The sequence below is a fragment of the Pedobacter sp. WC2423 genome, from assembly GCF_040822065.1.
In the GTDB taxonomy this organism is placed as follows: Bacteria; Bacteroidota; Bacteroidia; order Sphingobacteriales; family Sphingobacteriaceae; genus Pedobacter.
On record NZ_CP162005.1, the window covers coordinates 5,954,174 to 5,978,383 of the forward strand.

A 24,210-nucleotide genomic window follows, 5' to 3' on the forward strand; every position below is an offset into this window, starting at 1 on the left:
CAAAATATAAAACAGAAATATGAAACTCTTTAAACAGGCATTGTTAACCAGTGCGCTCGTCCTGATGCTGAGCGTAAGCCAGGCACAGCAATCGACTTCTTTTACCCAATATCAAGATAACCAGGTTCCATTTAATTCTGCCTATTCATTATTAGATAAAGCAGGTTCAGTGAATCTGAACAGCAGAAAGCAATGGGCGGGAATAGAAGGAGCACCCTATACTTTCCAGCTCAATGGAAGCTTACCTATAGAAAAGATCAATGGAGCTGCAGGTTTGTCCCTGACTTATGATAAGTTTAATATCGAGAAACTGACCGAAGTATCTGCCTTTTTTGCCAAAGCAGTGCAGCTTTCTGATCAGAATTTTTTTGCAGCCTCTTTTAATGCAGGATTCAGAAATTATATTGCAAGTTATACAGAAGTTGATCCGAACGATGTGAGTTTTCGTAACGATATCAGGGAAACCGTTGGAACAGTAGGCTTAGGTGTGATGTTATATAGCCCGGAAAAGTATTATATAGGTGCTTCTTTGCCAAGATTGAGTTTCCGAAGCCTGGGTAATGCCTCTGCTGATGAAAAAAGAAACTATAGTAATACCTATTATTTTAGCGGCGCATACCTGTTCAATTTGAATGAAGAAGTGAAATTTAAACCTGCTACCATGGTATCCTATAGCAGAACTTATAATACAGAGGCCGATTTTTCGGCAACTGTATATTTAAAAGATAAATTCGGGCTTGGGGTTAACTATAAGACTACAAGTGAGGTTGCAGGAATTATATCAGTCATCTTTAATACTAATGTGAAATTGGGATATAGTTATCAAACTGGCTTTGGTAATGCTAATATCGGGAAGATCAGCAAAGGGTCTCATGAAATTTCTGTAGGCATCCGCTTTGGTGGTAAAGGTCCATTGCAACCAAAATTGTTATAAATGTGTGTTTTTTGGAATCAATGTGCAGCCTGCCAAAAGCAGGTTGTACAAGATTTCTAATTCCGTTCAGCCAAATATTTTATCCAGTCCCATCTGGAACTGAATTAATTCTCTGTTAATTCTGCTCAAACGGGTTTACTATAGCTAAATATAAATACTTATTATTACTTTAAACGGTATCTTCTCTATTTTAAATAATAAAGATAAAGTTATTTTTAATTTATTTTAATTACTCTCGTAAACTTATTAAAACATTTTAGTAAGTTTATTAAAGTAATCAAATATATAATGGAAGTAACAGAAAAGCTAGTTAAAAGCACTGAGCTCAAAAGTGAGATCTTAAAGCAATTGTACTTGGAGAAGTCACTTTCTTGTGCTGAAATGAGCGTTTTATTTAATAAAAGCATCCCAATTATAACTAAAACAATAAATGAGTTAATTCATGAGGGCTTTAGTATTGAGGTTGGTTATGCACCGTCGAGCGGGGGCCGCCGGCCGTTAATGTATGCTATAAAACCAGATGCGATGCATATGATGGCGATAGCAATGGATCAGCTTTCCACCCGGATCGCTATTGTTGATCTGAACAATAAGCCAATAGCTGAAATTGAAACAGTAGAGCTGATGTTGGATAACAATACCGCAGCGCTATCTCAATTAATCACTTACATAGAAAGTCATATCCTGAAATCCGGAATCAATAAACAAAGTATCCTGGGGATAGGTATAGGAATGCCTGGTTTTGTCAGTGTAAAAGATGGGAAGAATTATTCTTATCTGGATGCAGAAGGCGAAAAACTGACCGTATACATTTCCAATGCTACAGGATTAACTACTTATATCGATAATGATTCCAGTGTGATCGCATTAGCCGAACAACGATTCGGAGTCGCTAAGTCTCTTAAAGAGGTCATGGTGATTAACCTGGGTTGGGGAATCGGCCTTGGGATGATCGTAAATGGAGATATTTTCAGAGGTTACAGTGGTTTTGCAGGTGAATTCAGTCATATCCCCTTATTTGAAGACGGAGAATTATGTATCTGTGGTAAACAAGGTTGTCTTGAAGCAGAAGCATCAATGCTTGTTGTAGTTAAAAAAGCCATTGAAGGGATCAAACAAGGACGCTTATCTACTTTAAATTCCTTTATAGATAGTTCGTTGAAAGTGATGAGTGATGCGATTTTTGAAGCTGCCAATAATGGAGATCAGTTTGTAATTGAATTACTTTCAGATGCTGGTTATAAAATTGGTAAAGCACTTTCTATTCTCATTCATATTATGAATCCGCAAACCATTGTATTAAGTGGGAGAGGAGCAAAAGCGAGTAAAATAATGATGGCTCCTATGCAGCAGGCTTTAAATAAATACTGTATTCCAAGACTAGCTGCCAATACAGAACTATTAATCTCCAAACTAGGCTTTGATGGTGAAATTATTGGTGCTGCGGCGCTGGTTATGGAGAATTTTGACAATGAACAATTAATGCTGAACACTAAACGATTAAATCTAAACTTAAAAAAAACCAAAACATGAAAAAATTACTACTCTTCACTTTATTGATGCCAGGCCTGGCAATGGGAGCAAATCTCAGCAACGCAGGCAACTCGGTATTAATTAGCTGGCCTGCGCACAAGGCCAGTTCTTTAAATGCGTTAAAAGTAGCAGCGACCATTAAAGGAACAGTAAAAGATGCAAGCGGATTACCTTTAGTTGGGGTAAGCGTGCAAGTTAAAGGCACAAAATTAAGTACACAGACAGATTCAAATGGTAATTTTGCCATACAGGCTGCTGCTGGTGACGTCTTGATTTTCTCTTACATTGGCTTTGCACGTCAGGAAGCTACAGTAGGTTCTGGAACTGTGCAAATTACCCTGTTGGAAGATTCAAAACAACTTGGAGAGGTTGTGGTTACTGCCCTGGGTATTAAAAAGTCGGAAAAAACGATTACTTATTCCACGCAGCAGGTATCAGGATCAGAACTGACCAGGGTAAAAAGTGATAACTTAATGAACTCACTGAATGGTAAAGTTTCTGGTGTAACGATTTCACCCAGTGCTTCCGGAGTAGGAGGTTCAGCAAAAGTTATTTTAAGAGGTAACAAATCAGCTGGTGGAAATAACCAGCCTCTGTATGTAATTGATGGAGTTCCGATTTCAAACGGCTCAAACGCTAACGGACAACCTAACAATACTTTTGGAAGTAACGTAGGACAAGGTGGGGGCGGAACTACAGCAGTAAGTGCAAGTCAGGACGGTGGTGATGGTATATCCAACCTTAATCCGGAAGACATTGAAACACTGACTATTTTGAAAGGGGCATCAGCTTCTGCCTTATATGGCAGCCAGGCGCAAAATGGTGTAATCTTAATTACTACTAAAAAAGGAAAAGCCGGAAAAACTCAAATCAGCTTTTCTTCATCGATTACACTTGACCGCGTAGCCTACAAACCTGAATTTCAGGATAGCTATGGTCAGACAACTGGTGGAGCAGACAGCTGGGGTGATAAAATACCATCAGCACAAGACAATGTAAGCTCATTCTTTCAGACAGGTACAAATTTAACCAACTCAATCAGTCTTTCTGGTGGAAATGATGTAGCACAATCCTATTTCTCTTATGCCAATACAGCAGCCAGAGGAGTAGAGCCAACCAACAAACTGGCCCGCCATAATCTTAACTTCCGTGAAACAGGCCGTTTTCTGGATAATAAGCTAACCGTAGATGCGAATGTAAATTATATCTCTCAAAAAGTTAACAACAGTCCTGGTCTGGGCCTTTACCTAAATCCTTTAACCGGATTATATTTATTCCCAAGAGGGCGGGATATTTCTTCTTACAAAACTCAGTTTGAAGTACCAGGATCAGTGGAAGGTGTTTCAGTGCCACAGCAAAACTGGCCATTTAACGAAGACGTACAGCAAAATCCATGGTGGGTACTTAACCGTAACCTGAATGAAGCTAAGCGTAACCGTATCCTGTTGAATGCAAGTGCTAAATATGACTTTACAAGCTGGTTAAGTATCCAGGCACGTGGAAATATTGACCGTTACACAGATATTTACGAGCAGGATTTATATGCCAGTACCAATGCGGTACTTGCTAAAAAGAACGGACAATTATTATTAAGCAACCAGACTACTGAGCAGAAATATGCAGATTTATTACTGACTTTCTCTATACCTTCTAAGTCTGATTTTAAAGTAGACGGTGTATTAGGTACGAGTATTACTGATGCCAATGCTTTTGGTACATTGATTGGCCCTGATGCAAGCAACGGCTATACACAACCAGGTTTAACCATTCCAAATATCTTTCTTCCGGAAAATATCACAACAGTTGCCGGCGGACCTCCGGTTACGACCTTACCAAATAACCATAACCAGATACAATCGGTATTTGCCAATGCAAACATTGGGTATAAAAACTGGGCATTCTTAACTGTTACAGCAAGAAATGACTGGTCCTCAAACCTGGCATTTACACCAAATAACTCTTATTTTTATCCATCAGCAGGTTTGTCTTTTATCCTGAACCAGATGTTTAAATTGCCTGAAGTGATTTCTTACGCAAAATTAAGAGGTACTTTTGCGCAGGTAGGTAACACTGTTCCGAATTATGTAACCAATCCATTAACGCACTTTAGTACTGGCGGTGGTGTCTTGCTAAACTCTGTAGCTCCTTTTCCGGAATTGAAGCCAGAGAAGACAACCTCTTTTGAGTTAGGAACAGACTTGCGTTTTTTAGGTGACAGACTTAACCTGAGTTTCACTTACTATAAATCTAACACCAAGAATCAATTTATCCGCGTTCTTCCTTCCTTCGTAACTACTTTCTCGCAAGGTTATGTCAATGCAGGAAATATTCAGAACTCAGGTATCGAGTTTAATTTAGGTTACGATGTGATCAAGAATACAAACCTGACGTGGAATTCATCTTTCAACGGATCAGCTAATAAAAACAAAGTAATTGACGTCGATTCAAAAGATGGTATTAATCAATTTATATTAACGCCAAACCGTAACAATACTTATCAGTCAGAATTAAGGACAGGCGGTTCATTTGGTGATATTTATGGGGTAACCTTTAAACGTGATGATCAGAACCGTATGATGATTGGTGCTGATGGCAAACCGTTGGTTAATGATGGCTACAATTTTATTGGAAACGCAAACCCTAAGTTCCAATTGGGATGGAGCAACAGTTTTGATTACAAAAGATTCAGAGTAAGCTTCCTTGTGGATGGTAAATTCGGCGGGCAGGTATTATCACTTACTGAAGCTGTACTTGATAAATATGGTGTTTCAAAAGTATCTGGTGATGCCAGAAATCAAGGTGGTGTAAATATCAATGGCGTAGATGCAGTTACAGGTAAGCCAATTAACAGTGCCGATCCTAAAACATGGTATACTTCTGTAGGTGGTCGTGATGGTATTACAGAAAATTACATCTACAGTGCAACGGTAGTTCGCTTACGTGAAGCTTCTGTAGGTTATACAGTTCCATTTACTAAAGGGGCTGTTAAAAGCTTAAGACTCTCTTTAATCGGAAGAAATCTTCTATACTTTTATAAAAAAGCACCATTTGATCCTGAGGTTACGATGTCAACAGGTAACGGATTATCTGGTGTAGACGTATTCAGCCAGCCAGCAACACGTAATTTCGGTTTCAACCTGAATGTTACTTTCTAAAATGTTCACTATTAAAATTAAAAAGATGAAAACTCAATATATGATACGCAATGGTTATAAGTATGCACTGTCTGCTTTTCTTGCACTAACTGTACTTACGTTTGCCGGTTGTAAAAAGGATTTTGAAAAATATAACACTGATAATACAGGTATTGGCAATGGGAAGTTCCAGATTGGATTGGTATATCCGGGAATCCAGGCTTCTGTTTTTGGTGGAGAAGGTGATTATCAGCTGAATCAAAACTTAAATGCTGACTGTTACTCAGGTTATATGATGTCTCCAAACCCATTCAGAGGAAATATCAATAACTTAAATTACAGCCTGGTAGACGGATGGAATCAGAATATCTTTGTGACTTCTTATACCAATTCATTGTTTGCCATCAATTCCATAGGAAAAGCAGGAACAAGAACTACACTTCCTGACTTCTGGGCTATTGCCTTAATCCTTAAAGTGGAGATTATGAACAGAGTGACTGATAAATTTGGCCCTGTTGCTTATAGTGCAGCAGGAAAAACTTTAATGGGAACACCTTATGATGCTCAGCAAGCCGTTTACAAGCAGTTTTTCCTTGAACTGGATACAGCGGTAACAAACCTGAATACTTATATCAAAGCTAATCCTGCACAAACTCCATTCAAACAATACGATTTGGTTTATGGCGGTGACTATACTAAATGGTTGAAATTTGCTAATTCGCTACGTTTACGCTTAGCTATGCATATCGTGAAAGCTGATGCTGCAACAGCGCAGGCACAAGCTCAAAAGGCTTTAGATCCAGCCAGCGGAGGTGTACTGACAATAAATGCAGACAATGCTGGTATTTCTGGTGGTGGAACGCACAATCCATTGGAGGTTATTACTTCCAGCTGGACAGATATTGCTTTAGGAGCCCCGATAGAAACCTATCTGGTTGGTTACAAAGATCCTCGTTTACCAGTATATGCAACTCCAGCAACGGATACACGTTTTGCAGGTCAGTATAAAGGTATCCGTATCGGATCAATTGTAACTGCCAAGCCTGGTTATAGTGGCTACTCTTTGTTAAATAGCAAAACTATTGTGACGAGTAACTCGCCAATGATAATGATGACTGCTGCTGAAGTTTGGTTCCTTAAAGCAGAAGCAGCGTTACGCGGATGGACTGGCGCAGGTGATGCACAAACGAATTATAATACTGGTATTCAAACTTCATTAGCGCAATGGAATGTATCTAACGGTACTTATGTTAATGATGACACAAGTTTACCAATTGCTTATGTTGATCCTGGGAATGCAGCGAACAACTCACCAGCTGTTTCAACTATTACTGTTAAATGGGATGGTGGAGCTGCTAATGAGCAGAAACTTGAACGTATTATTACTCAGAAATGGATTGCAATGTTCCCTGAAGGTCAGGAAGCCTGGACAGAATACCGCCGTACAGGGTATCCTAAACTGTTCCCGGTAGTTACTAACAACAGTAATGGGACTATTGATAGCAAAATCCAGATCCGCAGATTACCTTTCCCTCAAAATGAATATTCAACCAATGGGCCGGAAATTGCGAAAGCTGTTCAATTATTGAATGGAGCGGATAATGGTGGAACAAGGTTATGGTGGGATGTAAATAAGGCAAATTTTTAAACCTCTGGATTTAATAATAACGCGCTGATCAACGTCTTAAGCAGCTGCTTAAGACGTTTTTTTTTAATTAATTTGAGGAGCTGAAATTCTCAGATCTGATTGTTTTTGTGTGTTTTTTGCACCAGAACCAAATATATTGTTTGATGGAGATGTGTTTTGAAATTTCTATGTAAGTGGTTGAGGATAAAACAAGTACAACCAAACATAATTTTGTTATATTTGTTCATCAATTAATAATTTCGAGTTATAATTAGATATTATTCAATAATCATGGAGAACAAATCGGCAGAAAAAACGGTGAGTAAATTAGCAAAAGAGCCTCACTTGGTTAAAACCATAGTAAATATTCTTTCTAAAGATCTGGAAGCTATTAAAGAGCTTTTAAACCGTAAAGATTTAACCCAAAAAAGGTAGTCGGAAATTTTATTCTTTTCAAAGAATCTCCCTCTTTGAACCTGTTAAATTTGTTTTTCCAAGGCTATTCAGGTTCAAAGATGGTTTTTCCGATTAATCAGTTTGTATCTGTTTCTTTTACCACAGGAAGATTTGATTACATCAATTTTATCTTTTCTGGTTCCACGGCTTAATATATCAGCAATACGGGAAGGAGTTATTTCCAGTTCGTATTCATTTTTATATTTTTCAGCTATCTCTTTGGTGGTCTTCGGTTCATTAAGGAATCCGGATTGCAGCAATTCATCCATATATTTTACATAATCAGGCAGTTTGTCTTTCAGACAGGCCGGATCAATGTTTTTTGCTGTAATATAACGCCTGATGTTTTCTCTTAAGATATTTTTTGGAGGAATTGGAAAATCAGGGTCTGATAGTTGATAATGCTTCACTCCAAAAGTATTACTTAGCGTCTGCTGCGCCAAAATCCCAATATTTACATCCCCTTTTTCAATAGAAGCAATATAAGATTGATACAATTGAGCAAAAGTAGCCAATGCTTCCTGCGAAATATTAGCTTCTTTCCTGAAGGTCCTCACCCTGTTTCCGTATTCTTTTAATGCGCTTTTATCGTTTTCTGCCACAATTGCAAGGTGATAATTATTAATTGTCTTAAATCATGTATAATGTTATTTTTATGTAAAATAAATGTTTATTTGAATTATAAATTATTCTGATTAAATATTAAAAATATCTAAATGTAAAAATTAGTGCTATAGTGAATAGTCTAACAGACAGAACTTTAGGGATTATGGATTACACCTATAGACGTAAATATTAAAATGGCATAGGAGAGTACCCGGTTTTTTACTACTGTAACTAATATGCGGAAGATAATTGTCCATTCTAATCAACTGATTAAAGAGCCTCCGGATTAACGCCGGCGAAAAGGAATCAGCAGACCCAAATTAAACAGGTTAATACTCATGGGGTCTGCTGCTTTCCATAACACAACACTAATCCAGTACGAAAGCAGTTTGATATTTGATTTCTGTCATCACAAATGAACTCTGGACATGAGCAATATTTTCGATGGTTGCGAGTTTATTGGATAGGAAATTCTGATAACTATTCATGTCTTTGACGACAACTTTCAGCAGGTAGTCAAAATTACCAGCTACATGGAAACATTCCATCACTTCAGGAACCTTAACAATTGCCCGTTCAAACGCGTTAATTAGTGGCTTGGAATGCAGCTGTAAAGAAACATTAATGAAAGCCACAATAGTTTTACCGATTTTTTCCCTGTCCAGTAAGGCTACGTACTCCTTAACCACACCACTTTGCTCAATTTTTTTGAGCCTTTCATAAGTAGGTGTAACCGTTAAACCTATTTTGCCAGCAATCTGTTTGGTATTCAGACGGGCGTCTGCCTGTAAAACTTTTAAAATCTTCTTGTCAATCGGGTCAAACGTTTCCATGGTAGTTTTTTTATACTGAATTAATTAATTTCTCACCTCTCAAAAGGTTTAAAAAGTCTGTTAATATCCATATAATAGTGTTTGTTTTCTAATTTATACCAAATAATAGTTTTAAAGAATCAGGTTTACTTAATTTACATCTCATTTAAACCAATTGTATTTGTAAATGGAACAGCATAACTTATCAGCGGAAAACGCAGGGAGATTGAAGGATTTACTGGAAAAATTGACGGCTGATTCGGAGTTAATGCTCGGATACCCGGTATCGAAAGATTTTGATTATTCTGAACTGGCAAAATTTCTGAACTTTCCAATTAATAACCTTGGAGATCCTTTTGTGGCTTCCACCTATACTATAGGTACACGTGAAATGGAAAAGGAAGTATTGGAATTCTTTGCGTTATTGTTCAGGGCGCCGGTCAATAACTGGTGGGGATATGTGACTAATGGAGGCTCAGAAGGAAATCTTTATGGTTTATACCTCGCCAGGGAAATTCATCCTAAAGGGATGGTTTATTTTTCACAGGCTACACACTATAGCGTGCAGAAAAACCTGCACTTGTTAAATATGCCTAACATCGTAATCCGTACCCAGGCAAGCGGCGAGATTGATTATGAGGATCTCAGGGATACGATTAAAATGAACAGGCATATGCCTGTGATTATCTTTGCAAACATCGGAACTACCATGACCGAAGCCCGTGATGATGTCAGCAAAATCAGAAGTATTTTGCAGGATTTAGCTATACAACATTATTATATTCATGCAGATGGAGCGCTTTCAGGTAGCTATAGCGCATTTATAGAACCACGCCCGGCATTTGATTTCTCTGATGGCGCAGATAGTATCGCGATTAGCGGACATAAATTTATTGGCTCTCCGATTCCTTGTGGGGTAGTGGTAGTGAAAAAAAATAACCGCGACCGTATTGCCCGTTCGGTATCTTATACAGGCAGCATGGATACGACGATCACAGGATCGAGAAACGGGCATACACCTTTATTTTTATGGTATATGATTAAAAGCCTGGGATTGGAAGGGTTTAAAAAAAGGGCCTTACATAGTCTTGAAGTGGCTGCTTATGCAGAGATGAGGTTAAAAGAGATCGGTATCAATGCCTGGAGAAATCCGGATTCGATTACTGTTAATTTACCTGAACCAGCGGCAAAGATAAGGATCAAATGGCAGCTGGCTTTAGAGAATGGCTGGTGCCATATTATTTGTATGCCTAATGTAACTAAACATCAGGTTGATCAGTTGATAGGAGAAATAGCAGAAACTAATGTAATGTTATCTGTTTCTTAATTCTGAACAGGATATCATTCAAATCGAAAGGCTTACTGATAAAGTCGTCTGCATTACATTGCTGAAAAACGGTATCTGCCGAAGCATGTGCAGACATCACGATAATCGGTACGTCTTTGGTTTGCTGAGAAGTCCTGATTTCTTTGCATAATTCCAGACCATTTCCATCGGGAAGCATCACGTCCAGTAAATATAAATCAGGGATGCCATCTTTCATAGCAGCATGGAAGGAAGAAATATCCGGGAAAAGACGCACTTTATAACCTTCATCTTCTAATATGAACTCTATGATCTGTCTGATATCCTGATCATCTTCTACAACATGTATTTGCTTCATCATTTCTCAATAGGTTTCTAATAGAAATAGGCCCGCTTTTGTCCAATAGACTGAAACAGGCTGGCAGAGTATACTATTGATAGATTAGATGGCAAACCTTGTACCAAATAAGTGTTTTTCTTAAATTAAAAATTAAGGGGGTTGAACTTCCCGGTAAAACCCCCTTAATGAGAGCCGGCATCCACCGGTATGGAATAAATTATCTGCCCAAATATAAAACTGTCTCTCAGACTAAAAAATGACAAGGATCACTATTCAATTAATCGCATCTGTGTGGCTTTTTCTTAACTTTGCGCTAAGGCGACAGGGGAAACTCTAGTCTTCAGACAAAATCAAGACCAATGAAGATAATAACCATTTTAGGCTCCTGTTTGCTGTTTACAGCATTCAGTCTGATGAAAGTGAATGCTCAGCCTGCGCGCGAATTGTCAGAATTTCCATTACATGCACATTTTGTGCGCTCCAGTAAACCGATGCTCGTTTTTTTGACCGGCGATGGTGGGTGGAACAATTTTTCAGAATCAACGGTAAAAGAACTGGTTAGAAACGGATATCCAACGCTCGTATTGGATACCCGCAAATATTTCTGGACGCAGAAAACACCAGATCAGTTTGCAAAAGATATGCAGGTGATCCTGTCTTCTTATTTGAAAACGTGGAATAAAGCTTCTTTTTCTATGATTGGTTATTCTTTTGGGGCGGATGTTGCCGCTTTTGTCCCTTCCCGTTTACCCAGTCAGTTAGCAGAAAAACAAAATTCGCTGGTTTTGCTTTCTCCGGGTTTTTCTACCGGGTATGTAGTTAAGCTGAAAAACCTGCTGAATTTTGGTTCTACCGACAAAGAGAAATATAAAGTAAATCCGGAATTGTTGAAATCAGTAATTCCTGTATGGTGTATTTTTGGTAAGGAGGAAGAGAGTGAGTTTTATAAGGCTTTAAAGCCAACAGATAAAATACATAAAGTTACGATTCCTGGCTCGCATCGTTTTGATGATGATATTCCGCAGGTGATCAGAGCTATTATAAAAGGTCTGTAAAAAAGAAACGGGGATAAGTCTCCGACTCATCCCCGCTATCTAAATTAACGCTCTCATATATACAGACGCTCATATTTAAGCTTTATTGTATAAACCCAAAAATAAATCTGTTATTATTTTATAAGTCAAATCACAGATGAAACGTTAATTTAGCCACCAAATCCTATCATTATGAAGTTATATAGTCGTATCCTGTTTTTATCTGGCGCATTTTTACTAAGCCATTCGATGTTATTTGCACAACAAACTCCTGCGAAAGCACCGGATAGCAGCCTGAATACTTTGCAAATCAACAGAAAGAAGATCGATTCTCTGGACAAAAAGCTCATGCAGCTAATTGGCGAAAGGGAAAGAGCAGTCAAAGCAATAGGAGTTTACAAAGCCAAAAATAATATGCCGGCACTGCAGGCAGGACGCTTTAAACAAGTATTGGAAAAAAGTGTCATCGCAGGTGAAAAGGAAGGGTTATCTGCTACCTTTATTACCGAAATGATGAATGCCATCCATAAAGAAAGTCTGAGGATTGAAGATGAAATTAAATTAAACTTCCATGGCAAATAATGTAAATATCACTTCCAGCGGCATACAAAAGGTTTTGCGAAATTACAATGAAAAACAGGCGCTGGCTGAGTATATCTGGAATGGTTTTGATGCGAATGCCTATACTGTAGAAATCAACTATACCGCCAATGAACTTGGATTCATGGATCATCTGGAGATTTATGACAATGGTTATGGAATAAATTTTAAAAACCTGAAATTTAAGTTTGACCCTTTTTATGAATCGGAAAAGGCATTACAGCTTGCTGTGAACAGAAACCGTTCAGCAATGCACGGTAAAAACGGGGTGGGCAGGTTAACCTTTTTTAAATTCGCCAACGATGCCGAGTGGCAAACTACCTTTTTGCATAATAATGTGCTTAAAAGCGGCAGGATTATGATTGGGGTATCTACGCTGAATAATTATCAGGCTAATTTGCTGGATATACCTTTAAGTGAAAAGACGGGTACCAGGGTATTGTTCTCTAATATCAAGATTTTACGCGAGAATATGGAACAGGAGATCATTTCTTTTCTAAAAGCAGAGTTTTGCTGGTTTCTGGAATTGAATAAGAAAAGGAACTATGCCATTTTAATCAATGGTGTTCCGCTGGATTATTCTGATAACATTCAATATTATGAAGAGGATATTCTGTTAAAGGATGAAAGGACACAGACGCTGTTTAAATTGAAATTTGTTCAGTGGAAAGAGTCTTTGCATAAAGAACTATCAAAAGTCTATTATATCAATGAAAGGGGTGAGGAGAAATTTAAAGAATATACGACCCTGAATAAAAAAGCTGACGAATATTTTCACAGCGTATATATAGAAAGTGAATTCTTTACCGATTTCGATTTCAGCGGAACGGAGTTTGATACGCAGGTGAAATTATATAACCGGTCAAAATCATCACCGGAATACAAATTATTAAGCAAAAGAGTGAATGAGCTCCTGCGTGCTAAAAGAAAGTTTTTTCTGAAAGAATATTCCAGCAAACTGCTTCAGCGCTTTGAAAATGAAGGTGTACTTTCATTAAATGACAAAGAACCACTCAATCCAAAAAGAAAAGAAGATTTGCTGAATACATTAAAATCCATGTACGAAATTCAGCCTAAAATATTCAGCAACCTGAGTATAGACCAGAAAAAGACATTTATTGCGCTTATTAATGCTTTACTGGTTTCTGATCAGCGGGGTAGCCTGCTGCACCTGCTGGAAAATATCGTTGACCTGGAAGAGGAAGAAAGAACTGAGCTTACTGCCTTATTACTGCTTAAGCAGTAATTGTTTTTTAAGGCCTGGCAATTTTGCTGATTTCCTTTTTGCTCAGGATATGAATACTAAAAGCTTCTTTTTTGAGCGGGTGATCATTCTTATCTGTAGCCACATTGTTAATTGCTTTGGCTACTTCTATTCCCGATACTATTTCTCCAAATACTGTGTAATCCTGATCAAGGCGCGGGATACCACCTATAGTTTTATAAGTTTCCCTTTGCAAAGCAGAAAACTTTATGCCTTTTTTTAGTTCCAGTTCATCCAGTTGCGCATCAGTCTGTATTTTCCCTTCTACCAGGTAAATCTGATCGAGATAGGAACTCTTTTCAGGATTATCATTTCTGCCAGCGCCCAAAGCTCCTTTTTTATGGAATAGTTCTGGTCTTATTTCTGCTTCCAGCCGCTGAACAGGAGCTTGTAGATTGAGTTTTTCTCTATCCAGTATCGTCTCATCCAGTTCACCGCCCTGACTTACAAAATTTCGGATAACCCTGTTAAATTCCTGATCTTTAAAAAGTCCTTTTTTAGCCAGGTTGATGAAGTTATCCCGGTGATGCGGAGTGGCATCATAAAGCATGATCAGGATATTGCCTTTGGAAGTAGTAAGGCGCACATAATTGGTTTGTGCCTGAACTGTGCAAATCAGGAAAGATAAAATGATAGTCAGGATTGATATTTTCATGAATATAATTTTAAGTAAATTGAAGTGTCCGCTTAACATATAAATGTATAACCAGCATAATCATCCCGATCATAATGGAAACATCTGCAAGATTGAAAATGCCGGTCTTCAGTATATAAAAATCTATATGCAGAAAATCCGTTACCGAACCATACAGGAGTCTGTCATATAAATTTCCTAAACCTCCGCCAATTACAAAACAGACACCCAGCACCAGTAAGTTATTCAGCTGACTGTTTTTAAGCAGATAATAGATTCCATAACAAAGCGCAAGCAACGGGATCAAGGACAAAAATATAAACTTTGCAGAGTCTGTCATGGAGTCTCCGGTACTTAAAAAAGCACCTGAGTTTTCAACTTTGGTTAATATGAAATGATTTCCAATCACATTGATTGTTTCATGGTACGCTATGTTTTGACGGGCTGCATTTTTAGAAAGCTGATCGCATCCTGCATTAGCCAGTACAATGAGTAAAATAGATATATTTCTTAAGATAAGTTTCATCCGGAAATTGATTTTCGGCATAAACTTAATCCGTTTAGTTTGTAATCTCAAATTTAAAAGATTTCTGATGCGCTAAGACTGATTATATAATAGCAGTCAAAACAGAAGTCCAATCTTATTGTTATATCCCGCATAAATCAAATTATAACGTTCATGGAAAAGAAGAAAGAATCCTTTTTTGAAAAAATAGCGACAAAGATTACTTGCTGGACAGGGAGCTCAGCCGCATTCGGTATTGCTTTGGCTATTGTGATTATATGGGGAATCAGCGGGCCGGTCTTTAAATATTCTGATACCTGGCAGCTGGTCATTAATACCGGAACTACTATTATCACCTTTATGATGGTCTTTTTAATCCAGAAATCTCAGAATAAAGATTCCAAAGCTATCCAGTTAAAATTAAATGAATTGATTGCTGCCAGCAGGCATGCGAGCAACAGAATGGTTGACATTGAAGATCTGACCGAGCAGGAGCTGGATGTACTGCATAAGTATTACCAGAAGCTGTCTGATATTTCTGAAGAAGATGATGATATCCATAAGTCTCACTCTATAGACGCAGCAAATAACCTGCAAAAAGAGAAAATTGAGGATCGGAAAAAACATCACAACGGTTAGCACTATAAAAATAAACACTATAAAAAAGCCTGAACAGCAAATTTGCTGTTCAGGCTTTTTTATAGTCAATGCTTAACATCTTACTCTGCTGCAGCTTCTTCGTTTACATAAGCAGTTGCAATCTCAGTTAAGGCCACATCAGTCGCTTTTTCATTGTCAAGTGTCTGCTGCAACAGGCTGGCCACATCAGTATGTCCCATGTTTTGTGCAAATACAGCCAGTGTGCCATAAGTCGCGATTTCATAATGCTCCACTTTCTGCGCGGCCAGGATCAAACCTGCATCTCTTGTTAGTGTACCTTTATCTGTATCAGCAATGATAGAATCAGCTTCTTCCAATAAACCAGCCATTGCATCACACTTTTTAGCTGCCGGTTTTGTATCCAGTAAGGCAAATACCTCTTCCAGTGTAGCAATGTGTGTTTGAGTTTCCTGTGTATGTTTCTCAAAAGCTGCTGCAAGCTCCGGACTTGTTGCTGCTTTCTTCATTTTTGGAAGTGCTTTAACCAGGTGTTTCTCTGCCCAGTAAATATCTTTCAATTCATCTACAAAGAATTCATGGAATTCAGAATCCTTCATTTTACCTGTTTGACCAGTCGTCTTTTTTGAACTCGCTTTTGTAGCTGTGCTAGTTTTTTTTGTTGTAGTTGCCATGTGCTATTGATTTTGAGTAGCCATAACCGCTCATCTATAGAAAGGTTTACATTATTTTATTATTTTGCTGGAAACAACTGTGCGGCCATTTTCTGATCGTGGCCATAAATGTCCTCCCTGAAATTAATCAGCCCGTTTTTATCTACCCAGCTGGTAAAATAAGCAATGATTACAGGTACAGGAGTTTTCATGGTTACCCACACCTCTTTTTTGGAATTCATTGCCTTGTCAATTTTTTCGGATGTCCATTCTGGTCTGTCCGTCAGTAAATATTCAGCTAATGTTTTTGGCTTTGCTAAACGGATACAACCATGGCTAAATGCACGCTTGTCTTCCGAAAACAAAGATTTTGCCGGTGTATCGTGCAGATAGATATTATAACTGTTTGGAAATAAGAATTTGACACGGCCCAGAGAATTGGTGTTCCCTGGTTTTTGACGGATGAGCGGCAGACCATCACTAAAACCATACTGTTCCATATTTTTTTGAGCCAGGTAATTCCGGTTTTTACGCATGGCAGGTTGAACTTCTGCACGCACAATACTTGGGGGAATATTCCAATACGGGCTAAAAACGATGTTTTTTAAGGTATTGCTGAAAATAACGGTCTTGTTCGCTGCTTTTCCAACTACAATACCCATGTTCAGCACTTCTTTTTTTGCTTCAAATACATGTAACTTATATTCAGGGATATTCACTAAAATCAGCTTACCATCAGGCATCAGCGGTGACCATCTGATTCTTTCGAGGTTGATCAGCATCTGCTGGATACGGGATTCAACGGTTGCATTTAAAGCTGCCAGTAATAAACGATCTGGTTTCCCGGTTGGTCTGTGTCCAAATTGCAATTGTGCTTTTTTAATTGCTGTAGTTACCTCAGCGGTATAAACTGCAGTTGAATCTTTAGCATCCAGATCTCCAAAATCAATCAGCCGCTGTTTGAATTGTAAAACTACAGCGCCTGAATCACCTTCTTTTATTGGTTTAAGCGCAGCAACATCAAGTTGCGGCCAGCTACCTCTTTTTTGAATACTATACCAGCGGATCAGCTCTTTGTTCAGTGTTTTATAATAATTATTTACAGGTTCCCATTCCGCTACGCCAGCACCTTTTTTAGCTACTAATGAATCCAGCAAAGCAACCGCATTGATTTTTTTCCTGGGAATGTACCATTGCAATGCTGCAGGGTCTACTTTTCCGGCATAGGTATTCATTACAAAATTGAAGAAGTGCTGGGTCAGCTCCAATTCCAGCTTAACCAAAGCCGGGCTCACTGCAATAATAGTGGTGTCTTTAGTCATCAATCCACTAAGCTGATTGCGTAACAACAGCTCGTTTTTAGCACTATCTCTGGAAGTGGAATCATAGCTTTTATCCAGTGCATAGAATACCCTGGTATGTTCTGCCAGTCCTTTTTCTGTTAACCAGGCGAACTGAAAGTTCCGGCTATTGTAAAAATTCCTCAGCCTTAATGCTGAACTATCTTCTAATTTTGCCCCAATGATATATTTTTCCAGTTCCATACTATCAATTAATAGTTTGGTCACTGCATTTTTAGGTGTAATGGTCACATCTCTGGCTATTTTCTTCCCCTCTTTTCGCTGACACTGTATAAAAAATAAAGAAGTCAGGATGACCAGTAATAAAGCAGAGAACTTTACTATTGGAAAATTGGAGCGTAACTTTAGTTTCATAGCTATGAATATAAGTAAAACGATGGAAATTAAATTATTGCGGATCAGGGGTTAGAAAGAACTCATCAACTTTGTGGTTAAATTCATCTTTATGCTCGATCAAAGTAGCATGACCTGATTTAGGAACAATCCACAACTGGCCTTCGGGAATATTTTTCGCAATCAAAACCGTATGTTCCGTATGAATTAAATCATGGTCACCACCAATAATAAGCGCGGGGCATTTGATCTGTTTTAATGCTGTTAAAGGGATGTTGGGCTGATTCCAGTCGAGTAAAAATATCTTCCAGTCATTCTTTTCCTTTGCAGTGGCAAAAGCTTTGTCTTTACCTGACAAGAAAGTTTCCTGTTCAGATTTCCAGAATTCTGGTTTCAAAGCTGTGGAATCAGGCCATAAATTAGCTCCTGTAGAAGCGAGTTTAATGACTTTATCCGGGTGACGCATCGCCAGCAGTAAAGCATTGATCCCGCCATCACTCCAGCCTATCACATAAGCGGATTTTACGTGAATAGAATCCAGCAACGCTGCATAATCATCAGCCATCATCTCAAAGCTAAGCGAATCCTGAAGGTCTTCAGATTTACCATGGGCACGGCTGTCCGCCACAATAACCTGGTATTTTTTTGAGAAGTAAGGAATATTGCCTGCAAAAGAGCTGATGTTCCCGCCATTGCCATGAATCATCAGTAATGGTTTGCCCGAACCATAAATTTCATAGTACATTTTAAAACCTCTGATATTGAAGTATTTTCCTGTTTTTTGATTACTCCCGTAATTGATAACCTGGCTTTGGCAGGCATTGATCAGCAAGGTCAATACACAGGCAGCACAGATAATGATGTCTTTTATACGCATGATATTTTAGTATTTATTGTATTTCTGTTCTGAAACACAATAATCAAATATTGCGATTAATTAGTTAAAAACAGGATTTTTACCTGTTTATGTTCGTATGTTGATCAATATTTTCGTCAAAAATATAAAGACGGGAAAAGTAATATTATATTTGCCGCGACAAAATCTAACCTGATTTATATTAATGCAAACTAAACAGCTGACCTGGCAGTTCGCCTGGGCGTATCCTGCCTTTAGGGTGAAATTTATATTGGGCATCTTAATGATGATCCTGATACTTTTTTACATACAGGATTTTTTCTTGTTTATACAGGCCAGAAATGGAGTGCTGATGGATGACTGGGTATTGAGCCGTTTACCAGCCCGGGATGTATCCCGCTATATCTTCTTGATCATTAATCCGGCGGTGGGTTTTTTCATCTGGAGAATAATCAGAAATTCTTCGATGTGCATCACTGCATTGTGGGGGTATATTTTTTTCTGCCTGGCCAGGATGATTACGATTTTGCTGATCCCGCTCGATCCGCCGGTCAATCTTGTTCATCTCACAGATCCTTTTTTAGCCCTCATTTACGGATCAAATATGATTACTAAAGATCTGTTCTTTTCCGGCCATACAGCTACCTTATGTCTTATCGGGCTTTGTCTGGAAAATAAAACCGAAAAAATGATCATTTTCTTTGCTACGGCCATATTAGCTGTTTTATTATTAATTCAGCATGTACATTATACCGCAGATGTGATTGCAGCACCAGTATTCAGTTACCTGTTCTGGTATCTTGGCAAAACAATAGCAAAGATATAATTTTGGTAATCCTTAAATTTGCCGCTCTTTAAAGCCGTTTAGTTTTAAACGGTTTATATCTTTACATATAATTTTAACCAGGGAATTTGCCATAAAGGCTTATTTCATATCCCCTTTTGAATGGAAGTTGAAAATTTAGAACCTCAGGAACTCTGGAGTAGCTTTGTGAAGCTGAACGCTGTGCCGCGTGCTTCAAAAAAAGAAGAACGTGTCATTGCATTTATGGTCAGCTTTGGAAATGACCTTGGTCTTGAAACTGTGACCGACCGTACCGGGAATGTAGTCATCAAAAAACCTGCAACTCCAGGCATGGAAGATCGTAAAACAGTGATTTTACAGTCTCACCTTGACATGGTACACCAAAAAAACAGCGATACTGTGTTTAATTTTGACGAACAGGGAATTGAAATGTTTGTGGACGAAGACTGGGTAAAAGCGAAAGGTACCACTTTAGGTGCTGACAATGGTATCGGAGTGGCGGCAATCATGGCTTTATTAGCCTCAACAACGATTCCGCACCCTGCATTGGAAGCTATGTTCACCATTGATGAAGAAACTGGCATGACGGGTGCTAAGGAGCTTGATCCTGCTAATTTTTCCGGAACTATCCTGTTGAACCTGGATACCGAAGAAGATGATGAACTCACCATCGGCTGCGCCGGAGGAATAGATACCAATACAAATTACATTTATCAGCAAGAATCAGTAAAAGCATTAAGTACAGCTTTTGAAATCACCATTAAAGGATTAAAAGGCGGACATTCAGGAATGGATATCCATAAAGGCAGAGCAAATGCAAATAAGTTGATGAACCGTTTATTTTTTACAGCGGCTCAGACTATCAGTTTGCAACTCAGTGCTGTTAATGGTGGAAGTTTAAGAAATGCAATACCAAGAGAATCTGCTGCTGTAGTAGTAGTTTCCAATACTGAAAAGGCAGTATTTGAAGATTTTGTCAAAGAATATACTGCTTTGCTTCAGGAAGAATACCAGACTGTAGAGCCAGCACTGACTGTGGTGATCAGCGAAACTGCTTTACCTGCACAGGTGATGGTGAATGCTGACTTTAAAAAGATCATCAATACAATTTACGCAATGCCAAATGGTGTTTTCAGAATGAGTCCTGATATTAAGGATTTGGTAGAAGCCTCAAGTAACCTGGCCAGAGTGATTGTTAAAGATGGTGAATTTATTACGCAATCTTTACAGCGCAGCAGTGTAGAAAGTACTAAAACAGATGTTTCCAATGCAATCCGTGCTGCTTTTGAAAATATGGGCAGTCATGTTGCTCAGGACGGAGATTATCCTGGATGGAAACCAAACCCTGATTCAGATATTTTACGGTTAATGGTGCGCATGTATGAGACTGCTTTTGGTAAAGCGCCTAAAGTTGATGCTTGTCATGCAGGTCTGGAATGTGGTATTCTTGGTGGTCATTTACCTGGAATGGACATGATTTCCTTTGGTCCGACGATCAGAGGGGCGCATTCTCCGGATGAAAGCGTGCAGATTTCTTCAGTTCAGAAATTCTGGGGCTTCCTGTTAAGCGTATTGAAAGAGATTCCCAAAAACATTAAATAGAAAAGAATTAATTATTTTAGACCTTCTTTAAAGAACAATTTATGATTATTGCACCAAGAATACGTGGTTTTATCTGCCTGACTGCTCATCCTCAGGGATGTGAGCAAAATGTTGTCAATCAAATTAATTACGTGAAATCAAAAGGAGCTATTGCCGGCCCTAAACGTGTGCTGGTTATTGGCGCGTCTACAGGATTTGGACTGGCATCAAGAATTACAAGTGCCTTTGGATCGGATGCATCTACCATAGGTGTGTATTTCGAAAAACCACCTGCACCAGGAAAAACCGCTTCACCAGGCTGGTATAACACCGCTGCTTTTGAAACTAAAGCTCAGGAAGCTGGTTTATATGCTAAAAGTATCAATGGTGATGCTTTTTCTGATGAAATCAAACAAAAAACATTAGACTTGATTAAAGCTGATTTAGGTCAGATTGATTTAGTAATCTATAGCCTGGCTTCACCACGCAGAACACATCCTAAAACAGGAGTTGTATACAATTCTGTATTGAAACCAATCGGTCAGGGTTTCACGAATAAAACAGTAGATTTTCATACTGGAGTAGTAACTGATATCTCTATTCAGCCTGCAAACGAAGAAGAAATAGAAAATACTGTTGCGGTAATGGGAGGGGAGGACTGGGGTTTCTGGATCGAAGATCTTAAGGCTGCTGGTTTACTGGCTGAAGGCGCAACTACAGTTGCTTATTCTTATATAGGCCCATCTGTAACTGAAGCGGTTTACCGTAAAGGAACAATCGGACGTGCTAAAGATGACCTGGAGGCTACTGCTTTTCAGATCACTGAAAAATTAAAAGACCTGAACGGAAAGGCATATGTTTCTGTAAACAAAGCTTTGGTAACTCAGGCAAGTTCCGCTATTCCAGTGATTCCATTGTACATTTCATTGCTTTATCAAGTGATGAAAGCAAGAGGAACTCATGAAGGATGTATCGAGCAGATCCAGCGTTTATTCCAGGACAGACTTTATACTGGCGGTGCCATCCCAACTGATGAGAAAGGAAGGATCCGTGTCGATGATCTAGAGATGGATGCTGCAACACAAGCAGAAGTTGCTGAATTATGGGCTGGCATTTCTACAGAAAGTTTACCGGAACTTGGTGACCTTGCTGGTTACAAACATGACTTCCTTAATCTGTTTGGTTTTGATGTAGCCGGAATTGATTATGAAGCTGAAACTAATGAGATGGTAGAAGTGCCGGGATTAGTTTAATTTCGGTCTCAAACCTGTTTAAAATAGGGCTTCCATTAATTTGGGAGCCCTATTTTTGTAGATATATTATTTTTAATTTATTGATATTCAATTTGTTGTAATTTATATTTTGTAAAATTGTATTGTGCACAATATAAGCATATAGTACTCGTTTATATAGGCATGGAAATGCTTAAACTGGAGCAGCAGCTCTGCTTCCCGATCTACGCTTTGTCAAGACAGATCACCGCTTTGTATCGTCCTTTGCTGGAGAAACTGGATCTCACTTATCCTCAATATTTAGTGATGCTGTTGCTTTGGGAGACCAATAAAATCAGCATTAAGGAAATTGGTGAAAAGCTTTTGCTGGATACCGGAACTTTAACGCCGTTATTGAAAAGACTGGAACAAAAAAAATATCTGACCAGGAAAAGAAGTGAAGAAGATGAGCGGATTGTAGTGATAGAGCTGACCGGTGGCGGATTGAAATTGAAGTATGCTGCGGCCGGAATCCCGGGTGCTTTGTTTTGCGCTCTGGATATTACAGAAGGCGAAATGGTCAGTCTTCAACAAAAACTAACAGGAATTTTAAATACAATAAATAAACATCATGGATAAAATTGAAAAATTATATACTGCTGAAGCGAGTGCTACGGGTGGTAGAAATGGAAATGTAAAATCATCGGACGGCGTTTTAGATCTGGAAGTAAGAATGCCCAAAGAACTTGGAGGCGGGGCTGGAGCTTATACAAATCCTGAACAGCTTTTTGCAGCAGGTTATGCAGCTTGTTTTGATAGTGCTTTGAATTTAGTGATCAAAATGGATAAGGTTCAGACTGGTGAAACTAAAGTAACCGCTAAGGTCAGTATCGGAAAGAACAGTACAGGGGGCTTTCAGCTGGCTGTAAAGCTTTCAGTAGCCATTCCGGGGGTAGATGCTGAAGTTGCGAAAACATTGACGGAGAAAGCACATCAGGTATGTCCTTACTCAAATGCTACCCGTGGCAACATTGAGGTTGAACTTGAAAATGTTTAAATAAGTATAACTGCGACCCTTGAATTATAGAACAATAGGGTCGTAGTTATCTATTAAAACGACGTTGAAGAGATATTGCAATGAGGTTGGAATGACTGTAGTCATTGCAAGGTCATTGGAAGGTCATTCCAACGTCATTACAACCTCACTCCAACACACTGTCAGGGCTCTTTTTAACCTGCTTTCTTATACTTTTTTTCGGGCCAAAGGCATATTTTGTAAAAACCTCATCATCCGGGTCCTTAATTTTCTCCTGATTAACTTAATTTTACAGTTAGTGTCAGTAGGCATAATCTCGTTTCTGCGGGACGATCTGGCTGTTTGTGGGTATCTTCTTTAGAGCCTTGGAAATGTCATTTACAGGTGTCTTATTTTGCTTAAACTGATCTGCTGCGGCTTATCAATTTAAAGGAATGTGTAAAACGTCACTGATTTTTTCTCTTCTCTTTTTTATTGCTGGTGACCCGGGCAATCGCTACTGCGCTGCACACTGAGCTAACTGTTCACTTTGTTCAATAATCTTTAGCTATTTTAGCTGTAAGCTTGGTCTTTTTAATTATTCGATTGTTGTATTTTATTTAAAATGAGTTATATATGTGTTTTATATAAACATTTAGTGAATGACAAGTTGTCGCTTCTCACTTTTTTGATTTTAAATATAGTTTGCAGAAAGGTCTGAAATAGCCGGTTTTTTTTGGTAATATTGTCCTGTATTAAGGAATGAAAACCGTTAGTTTGAGCAATAGTTATAAACACTGAATTTTCAATGTGGATAAGTTATCCACAAAAAAGACGCTTTTTTCCAGGCTATCGTTTTGCCTGTTAGCGACTTACAAATTAGGTGAGATTTTATGATTTTTTGTTGGTAATTTTTAGGATCTTCGCCCTCCCAAAACGGCAGAGTATTTGGTCGTTGTTTAAGTAGAATACCATTAATTTATAGAATAACT

Annotated in this window: 23 protein-coding genes; 15 read left to right on the forward strand and 8 right to left on the reverse strand. The window is 38.5% G+C overall.

Going from position 1 to position 24,210, the window contains the following annotated elements:
- Positions 1 to 19 precede the first annotated feature (19 nt).
- From AB3G38_RS25070 to AB3G38_RS25090, 5 genes are all read left to right on the forward strand, one after another.
- On the forward strand, positions 20 to 934 hold the full coding sequence (locus tag AB3G38_RS25070; RefSeq protein ID WP_367866423.1) for a PorP/SprF family type IX secretion system membrane protein: 915 nt from the start codon (positions 20 to 22) through the stop codon (positions 932 to 934).
- Between the two features lie 288 nt (positions 935 to 1,222).
- Positions 1,223 to 2,467 carry an ROK family protein gene (locus tag AB3G38_RS25075; protein ID WP_367866424.1) on the forward strand — a complete coding sequence of 415 codons (1,245 nt, stop codon included), beginning with the start codon at positions 1,223 to 1,225 and terminating at the stop codon, positions 2,465 to 2,467.
- Positions 2,464 to 5,622, forward strand: a complete 3,159-nt coding sequence (locus AB3G38_RS25080; protein WP_367866425.1) for a SusC/RagA family TonB-linked outer membrane protein — start codon at positions 2,464 to 2,466, stop codon at positions 5,620 to 5,622. The genes AB3G38_RS25075 and AB3G38_RS25080 overlap by 4 nt, the downstream gene beginning before the upstream one ends.
- A 25-nt stretch (positions 5,623 to 5,647) precedes the next feature.
- Positions 5,648 to 7,249, forward strand: a complete 1,602-nt coding sequence (locus AB3G38_RS25085; protein WP_367866426.1) for a SusD/RagB family nutrient-binding outer membrane lipoprotein — start codon at positions 5,648 to 5,650, stop codon at positions 7,247 to 7,249.
- Between the two features lie 270 nt (positions 7,250 to 7,519).
- The gene (locus AB3G38_RS25090; RefSeq protein ID WP_367866427.1) at positions 7,520 to 7,663 is read left to right on the forward strand and encodes a hypothetical protein; all 144 of its coding nucleotides are present in this window, start codon (positions 7,520 to 7,522) and stop codon (positions 7,661 to 7,663) included.
- 74 nt (positions 7,664 to 7,737) lie between these two features.
- Here the strand turns inward: AB3G38_RS25090 and AB3G38_RS25095 are convergent, their stop codons facing one another.
- Positions 7,738 to 8,286, reverse strand: a complete 549-nt coding sequence (locus AB3G38_RS25095; protein WP_367866428.1) for a multiprotein-bridging factor 1 family protein — start codon at positions 8,284 to 8,286, stop codon at positions 7,738 to 7,740.
- A gap of 372 nt (positions 8,287 to 8,658) precedes the next feature.
- On the reverse strand, positions 8,659 to 9,123 hold the full coding sequence (locus tag AB3G38_RS25100) for an Lrp/AsnC family transcriptional regulator (protein WP_367866429.1): 465 nt from the start codon (positions 9,121 to 9,123) through the stop codon (positions 8,659 to 8,661).
- 166 nt (positions 9,124 to 9,289) lie between these two features.
- Between AB3G38_RS25100 and AB3G38_RS25105 the strand changes: the two genes are divergently transcribed.
- Complete coding sequence (locus AB3G38_RS25105) at positions 9,290 to 10,429, forward strand: histidine decarboxylase (protein ID WP_367866430.1); 1,140 nt, start codon at positions 9,290 to 9,292, stop codon at positions 10,427 to 10,429.
- Here AB3G38_RS25105 and AB3G38_RS25110 read toward each other — a convergent pair.
- The gene (locus AB3G38_RS25110) at positions 10,404 to 10,769 is read right to left on the reverse strand and encodes a response regulator transcription factor (RefSeq protein ID WP_367866431.1); all 366 of its coding nucleotides are present in this window, start codon (positions 10,767 to 10,769) and stop codon (positions 10,404 to 10,406) included. The two genes, AB3G38_RS25105 and AB3G38_RS25110, sit on opposite strands and share 26 nt — an antisense overlap.
- 338 nt (positions 10,770 to 11,107) lie before the next feature.
- On the opposite strand from AB3G38_RS25110, the gene AB3G38_RS25115 reads away from it, so the two are divergent.
- The 3 genes from AB3G38_RS25115 to AB3G38_RS25125 all read left to right on the forward strand — a co-directional run bounded on the left by AB3G38_RS25115 (position 11,108) and on the right by AB3G38_RS25125 (position 13,628).
- Positions 11,108 to 11,803 (forward strand): AcvB/VirJ family lysyl-phosphatidylglycerol hydrolase, encoded by a 696-nt coding sequence (locus tag AB3G38_RS25115; RefSeq protein WP_367866432.1) that lies wholly within the window; start codon positions 11,108 to 11,110, stop codon positions 11,801 to 11,803.
- Between the two features lie 171 nt (positions 11,804 to 11,974).
- Entirely contained in the window at positions 11,975 to 12,364 is a 390-nt protein-coding gene (locus tag AB3G38_RS25120) for a chorismate mutase (protein ID WP_367866433.1), read from the forward strand.
- The gene (locus AB3G38_RS25125) at positions 12,354 to 13,628 is read left to right on the forward strand and encodes an ATP-binding protein (RefSeq protein ID WP_367866434.1); all 1,275 of its coding nucleotides are present in this window, start codon (positions 12,354 to 12,356) and stop codon (positions 13,626 to 13,628) included. Before AB3G38_RS25120 ends, AB3G38_RS25125 begins: the two co-directional genes overlap by 11 nt.
- A 7-nt stretch (positions 13,629 to 13,635) precedes the next feature.
- On the opposite strand, the gene AB3G38_RS25130 is transcribed toward AB3G38_RS25125, so the two are convergent.
- Both AB3G38_RS25130 and lspA read right to left on the reverse strand, forming a co-directional pair.
- Entirely contained in the window at positions 13,636 to 14,301 is a 666-nt protein-coding gene (locus AB3G38_RS25130; RefSeq protein ID WP_367866435.1) for a peptidylprolyl isomerase, read from the reverse strand.
- Positions 14,302 to 14,311: 10 nt separating this feature from the next.
- Positions 14,312 to 14,806 carry a signal peptidase II gene (gene lspA, locus AB3G38_RS25135; RefSeq protein ID WP_367866436.1) on the reverse strand — a complete coding sequence of 165 codons (495 nt, stop codon included), beginning with the start codon at positions 14,804 to 14,806 and terminating at the stop codon, positions 14,312 to 14,314.
- A 153-nt stretch (positions 14,807 to 14,959) separates the two neighbouring features.
- Here lspA and AB3G38_RS25140 point away from each other — a divergent pair, with 153 nt between their 5' ends.
- The gene (locus tag AB3G38_RS25140; protein WP_367866437.1) at positions 14,960 to 15,424 is read left to right on the forward strand and encodes a low affinity iron permease family protein; all 465 of its coding nucleotides are present in this window, start codon (positions 14,960 to 14,962) and stop codon (positions 15,422 to 15,424) included.
- Positions 15,425 to 15,504: 80 nt separating this feature from the next.
- Here the strand turns inward: AB3G38_RS25140 and AB3G38_RS25145 are convergent, their stop codons facing one another.
- Genes AB3G38_RS25145 through AB3G38_RS25155 form a run of 3 tightly spaced genes read right to left on the reverse strand, consistent with a single transcriptional unit; the run spans position 15,505 to position 18,627 of the window.
- On the reverse strand, positions 15,505 to 16,077 hold the full coding sequence (locus AB3G38_RS25145) for a ferritin-like domain-containing protein (protein ID WP_367866438.1): 573 nt from the start codon (positions 16,075 to 16,077) through the stop codon (positions 15,505 to 15,507).
- Between the two features lie 59 nt (positions 16,078 to 16,136).
- Positions 16,137 to 17,771: a murein L,D-transpeptidase gene (locus AB3G38_RS25150; RefSeq protein ID WP_367866439.1), complete on the reverse strand. Its 1,635-nt coding sequence runs from the start codon at positions 17,769 to 17,771 to the stop codon at positions 16,137 to 16,139.
- Between the two features lie 34 nt (positions 17,772 to 17,805).
- Complete coding sequence (locus AB3G38_RS25155) at positions 17,806 to 18,627, reverse strand: alpha/beta fold hydrolase (RefSeq protein WP_367866440.1); 822 nt, start codon at positions 18,625 to 18,627, stop codon at positions 17,806 to 17,808.
- Between the two features lie 184 nt (positions 18,628 to 18,811).
- Between AB3G38_RS25155 and AB3G38_RS25160 the strand changes: the two genes are divergently transcribed.
- The 5 genes from AB3G38_RS25160 (at position 18,812) to AB3G38_RS25180 (ending at position 23,260) form a co-directional block, all read left to right on the forward strand.
- The gene (locus AB3G38_RS25160; protein WP_367866441.1) at positions 18,812 to 19,432 is read left to right on the forward strand and encodes a phosphatase PAP2-related protein; all 621 of its coding nucleotides are present in this window, start codon (positions 18,812 to 18,814) and stop codon (positions 19,430 to 19,432) included.
- 120 nt (positions 19,433 to 19,552) lie between these two features.
- On the forward strand, positions 19,553 to 21,013 hold the full coding sequence (locus tag AB3G38_RS25165; protein ID WP_367866442.1) for an aminoacyl-histidine dipeptidase: 1,461 nt from the start codon (positions 19,553 to 19,555) through the stop codon (positions 21,011 to 21,013).
- A gap of 41 nt (positions 21,014 to 21,054) precedes the next feature.
- Entirely contained in the window at positions 21,055 to 22,245 is a 1,191-nt protein-coding gene (fabV, locus tag AB3G38_RS25170; RefSeq protein ID WP_367866443.1) for an enoyl-ACP reductase FabV, read from the forward strand.
- A gap of 162 nt (positions 22,246 to 22,407) precedes the next feature.
- Positions 22,408 to 22,842, forward strand: coding sequence for a MarR family winged helix-turn-helix transcriptional regulator (locus tag AB3G38_RS25175; RefSeq protein ID WP_367866444.1), 435 nt, complete (start codon positions 22,408 to 22,410; stop codon positions 22,840 to 22,842).
- 1 nt (position 22,843) lies between these two features.
- On the forward strand, positions 22,844 to 23,260 hold the full coding sequence (locus AB3G38_RS25180) for an organic hydroperoxide resistance protein (RefSeq protein ID WP_367868789.1): 417 nt from the start codon (positions 22,844 to 22,846) through the stop codon (positions 23,258 to 23,260).
- The last annotated feature ends 950 nt before the right edge of the window (positions 23,261 to 24,210 follow it).

Bases quoted from the DNA above. Each gene is read 5' to 3' on its own strand.
- AB3G38_RS25070 (WP_367866423.1), top strand. From the start codon at position 20: ATGAAACTCTTTAAACAGGCATTGTTAACCAGTGCGCTCGTCCTGATG.
- AB3G38_RS25075 (WP_367866424.1), top strand. From the start codon at position 1,223: ATGGAAGTAACAGAAAAGCTAGTTAAAAGCACTGAGCTCAAAAGTGAG.
- AB3G38_RS25080 (WP_367866425.1), top strand. From the start codon at position 2,464: ATGAAAAAATTACTACTCTTCACTTTATTGATGCCAGGCCTGGCAATG.
- AB3G38_RS25085 (WP_367866426.1), top strand. From the start codon at position 5,648: ATGAAAACTCAATATATGATACGCAATGGTTATAAGTATGCACTGTCT.
- AB3G38_RS25090 (WP_367866427.1), top strand. From the start codon at position 7,520: ATGGAGAACAAATCGGCAGAAAAAACGGTGAGTAAATTAGCAAAAGAG.
- AB3G38_RS25100 (WP_367866429.1), bottom strand. From the start codon at position 9,123: ATGGAAACGTTTGACCCGATTGACAAGAAGATTTTAAAAGTTTTACAG.
- AB3G38_RS25105 (WP_367866430.1), top strand. From the start codon at position 9,290: ATGGAACAGCATAACTTATCAGCGGAAAACGCAGGGAGATTGAAGGAT.
- AB3G38_RS25110 (WP_367866431.1), bottom strand. From the start codon at position 10,769: ATGATGAAGCAAATACATGTTGTAGAAGATGATCAGGATATCAGACAG.
- AB3G38_RS25115 (WP_367866432.1), top strand. From the start codon at position 11,108: ATGAAGATAATAACCATTTTAGGCTCCTGTTTGCTGTTTACAGCATTC.
- AB3G38_RS25120 (WP_367866433.1), top strand. From the start codon at position 11,975: ATGAAGTTATATAGTCGTATCCTGTTTTTATCTGGCGCATTTTTACTA.
- AB3G38_RS25125 (WP_367866434.1), top strand. From the start codon at position 12,354: ATGGCAAATAATGTAAATATCACTTCCAGCGGCATACAAAAGGTTTTG.
- AB3G38_RS25130 (WP_367866435.1), bottom strand. From the start codon at position 14,301: ATGAAAATATCAATCCTGACTATCATTTTATCTTTCCTGATTTGCACA.
- lspA (WP_367866436.1), bottom strand. From the start codon at position 14,806: ATGAAACTTATCTTAAGAAATATATCTATTTTACTCATTGTACTGGCT.
- AB3G38_RS25140 (WP_367866437.1), top strand. From the start codon at position 14,960: ATGGAAAAGAAGAAAGAATCCTTTTTTGAAAAAATAGCGACAAAGATT.
- AB3G38_RS25145 (WP_367866438.1), bottom strand. From the start codon at position 16,077: ATGGCAACTACAACAAAAAAAACTAGCACAGCTACAAAAGCGAGTTCA.
- AB3G38_RS25150 (WP_367866439.1), bottom strand. From the start codon at position 17,771: ATGAAACTAAAGTTACGCTCCAATTTTCCAATAGTAAAGTTCTCTGCT.
- AB3G38_RS25155 (WP_367866440.1), bottom strand. From the start codon at position 18,627: ATGCGTATAAAAGACATCATTATCTGTGCTGCCTGTGTATTGACCTTG.
- AB3G38_RS25160 (WP_367866441.1), top strand. From the start codon at position 18,812: ATGCAAACTAAACAGCTGACCTGGCAGTTCGCCTGGGCGTATCCTGCC.
- AB3G38_RS25165 (WP_367866442.1), top strand. From the start codon at position 19,553: ATGGAAGTTGAAAATTTAGAACCTCAGGAACTCTGGAGTAGCTTTGTG.
- fabV (WP_367866443.1), top strand. From the start codon at position 21,055: ATGATTATTGCACCAAGAATACGTGGTTTTATCTGCCTGACTGCTCAT.
- AB3G38_RS25175 (WP_367866444.1), top strand. From the start codon at position 22,408: ATGGAAATGCTTAAACTGGAGCAGCAGCTCTGCTTCCCGATCTACGCT.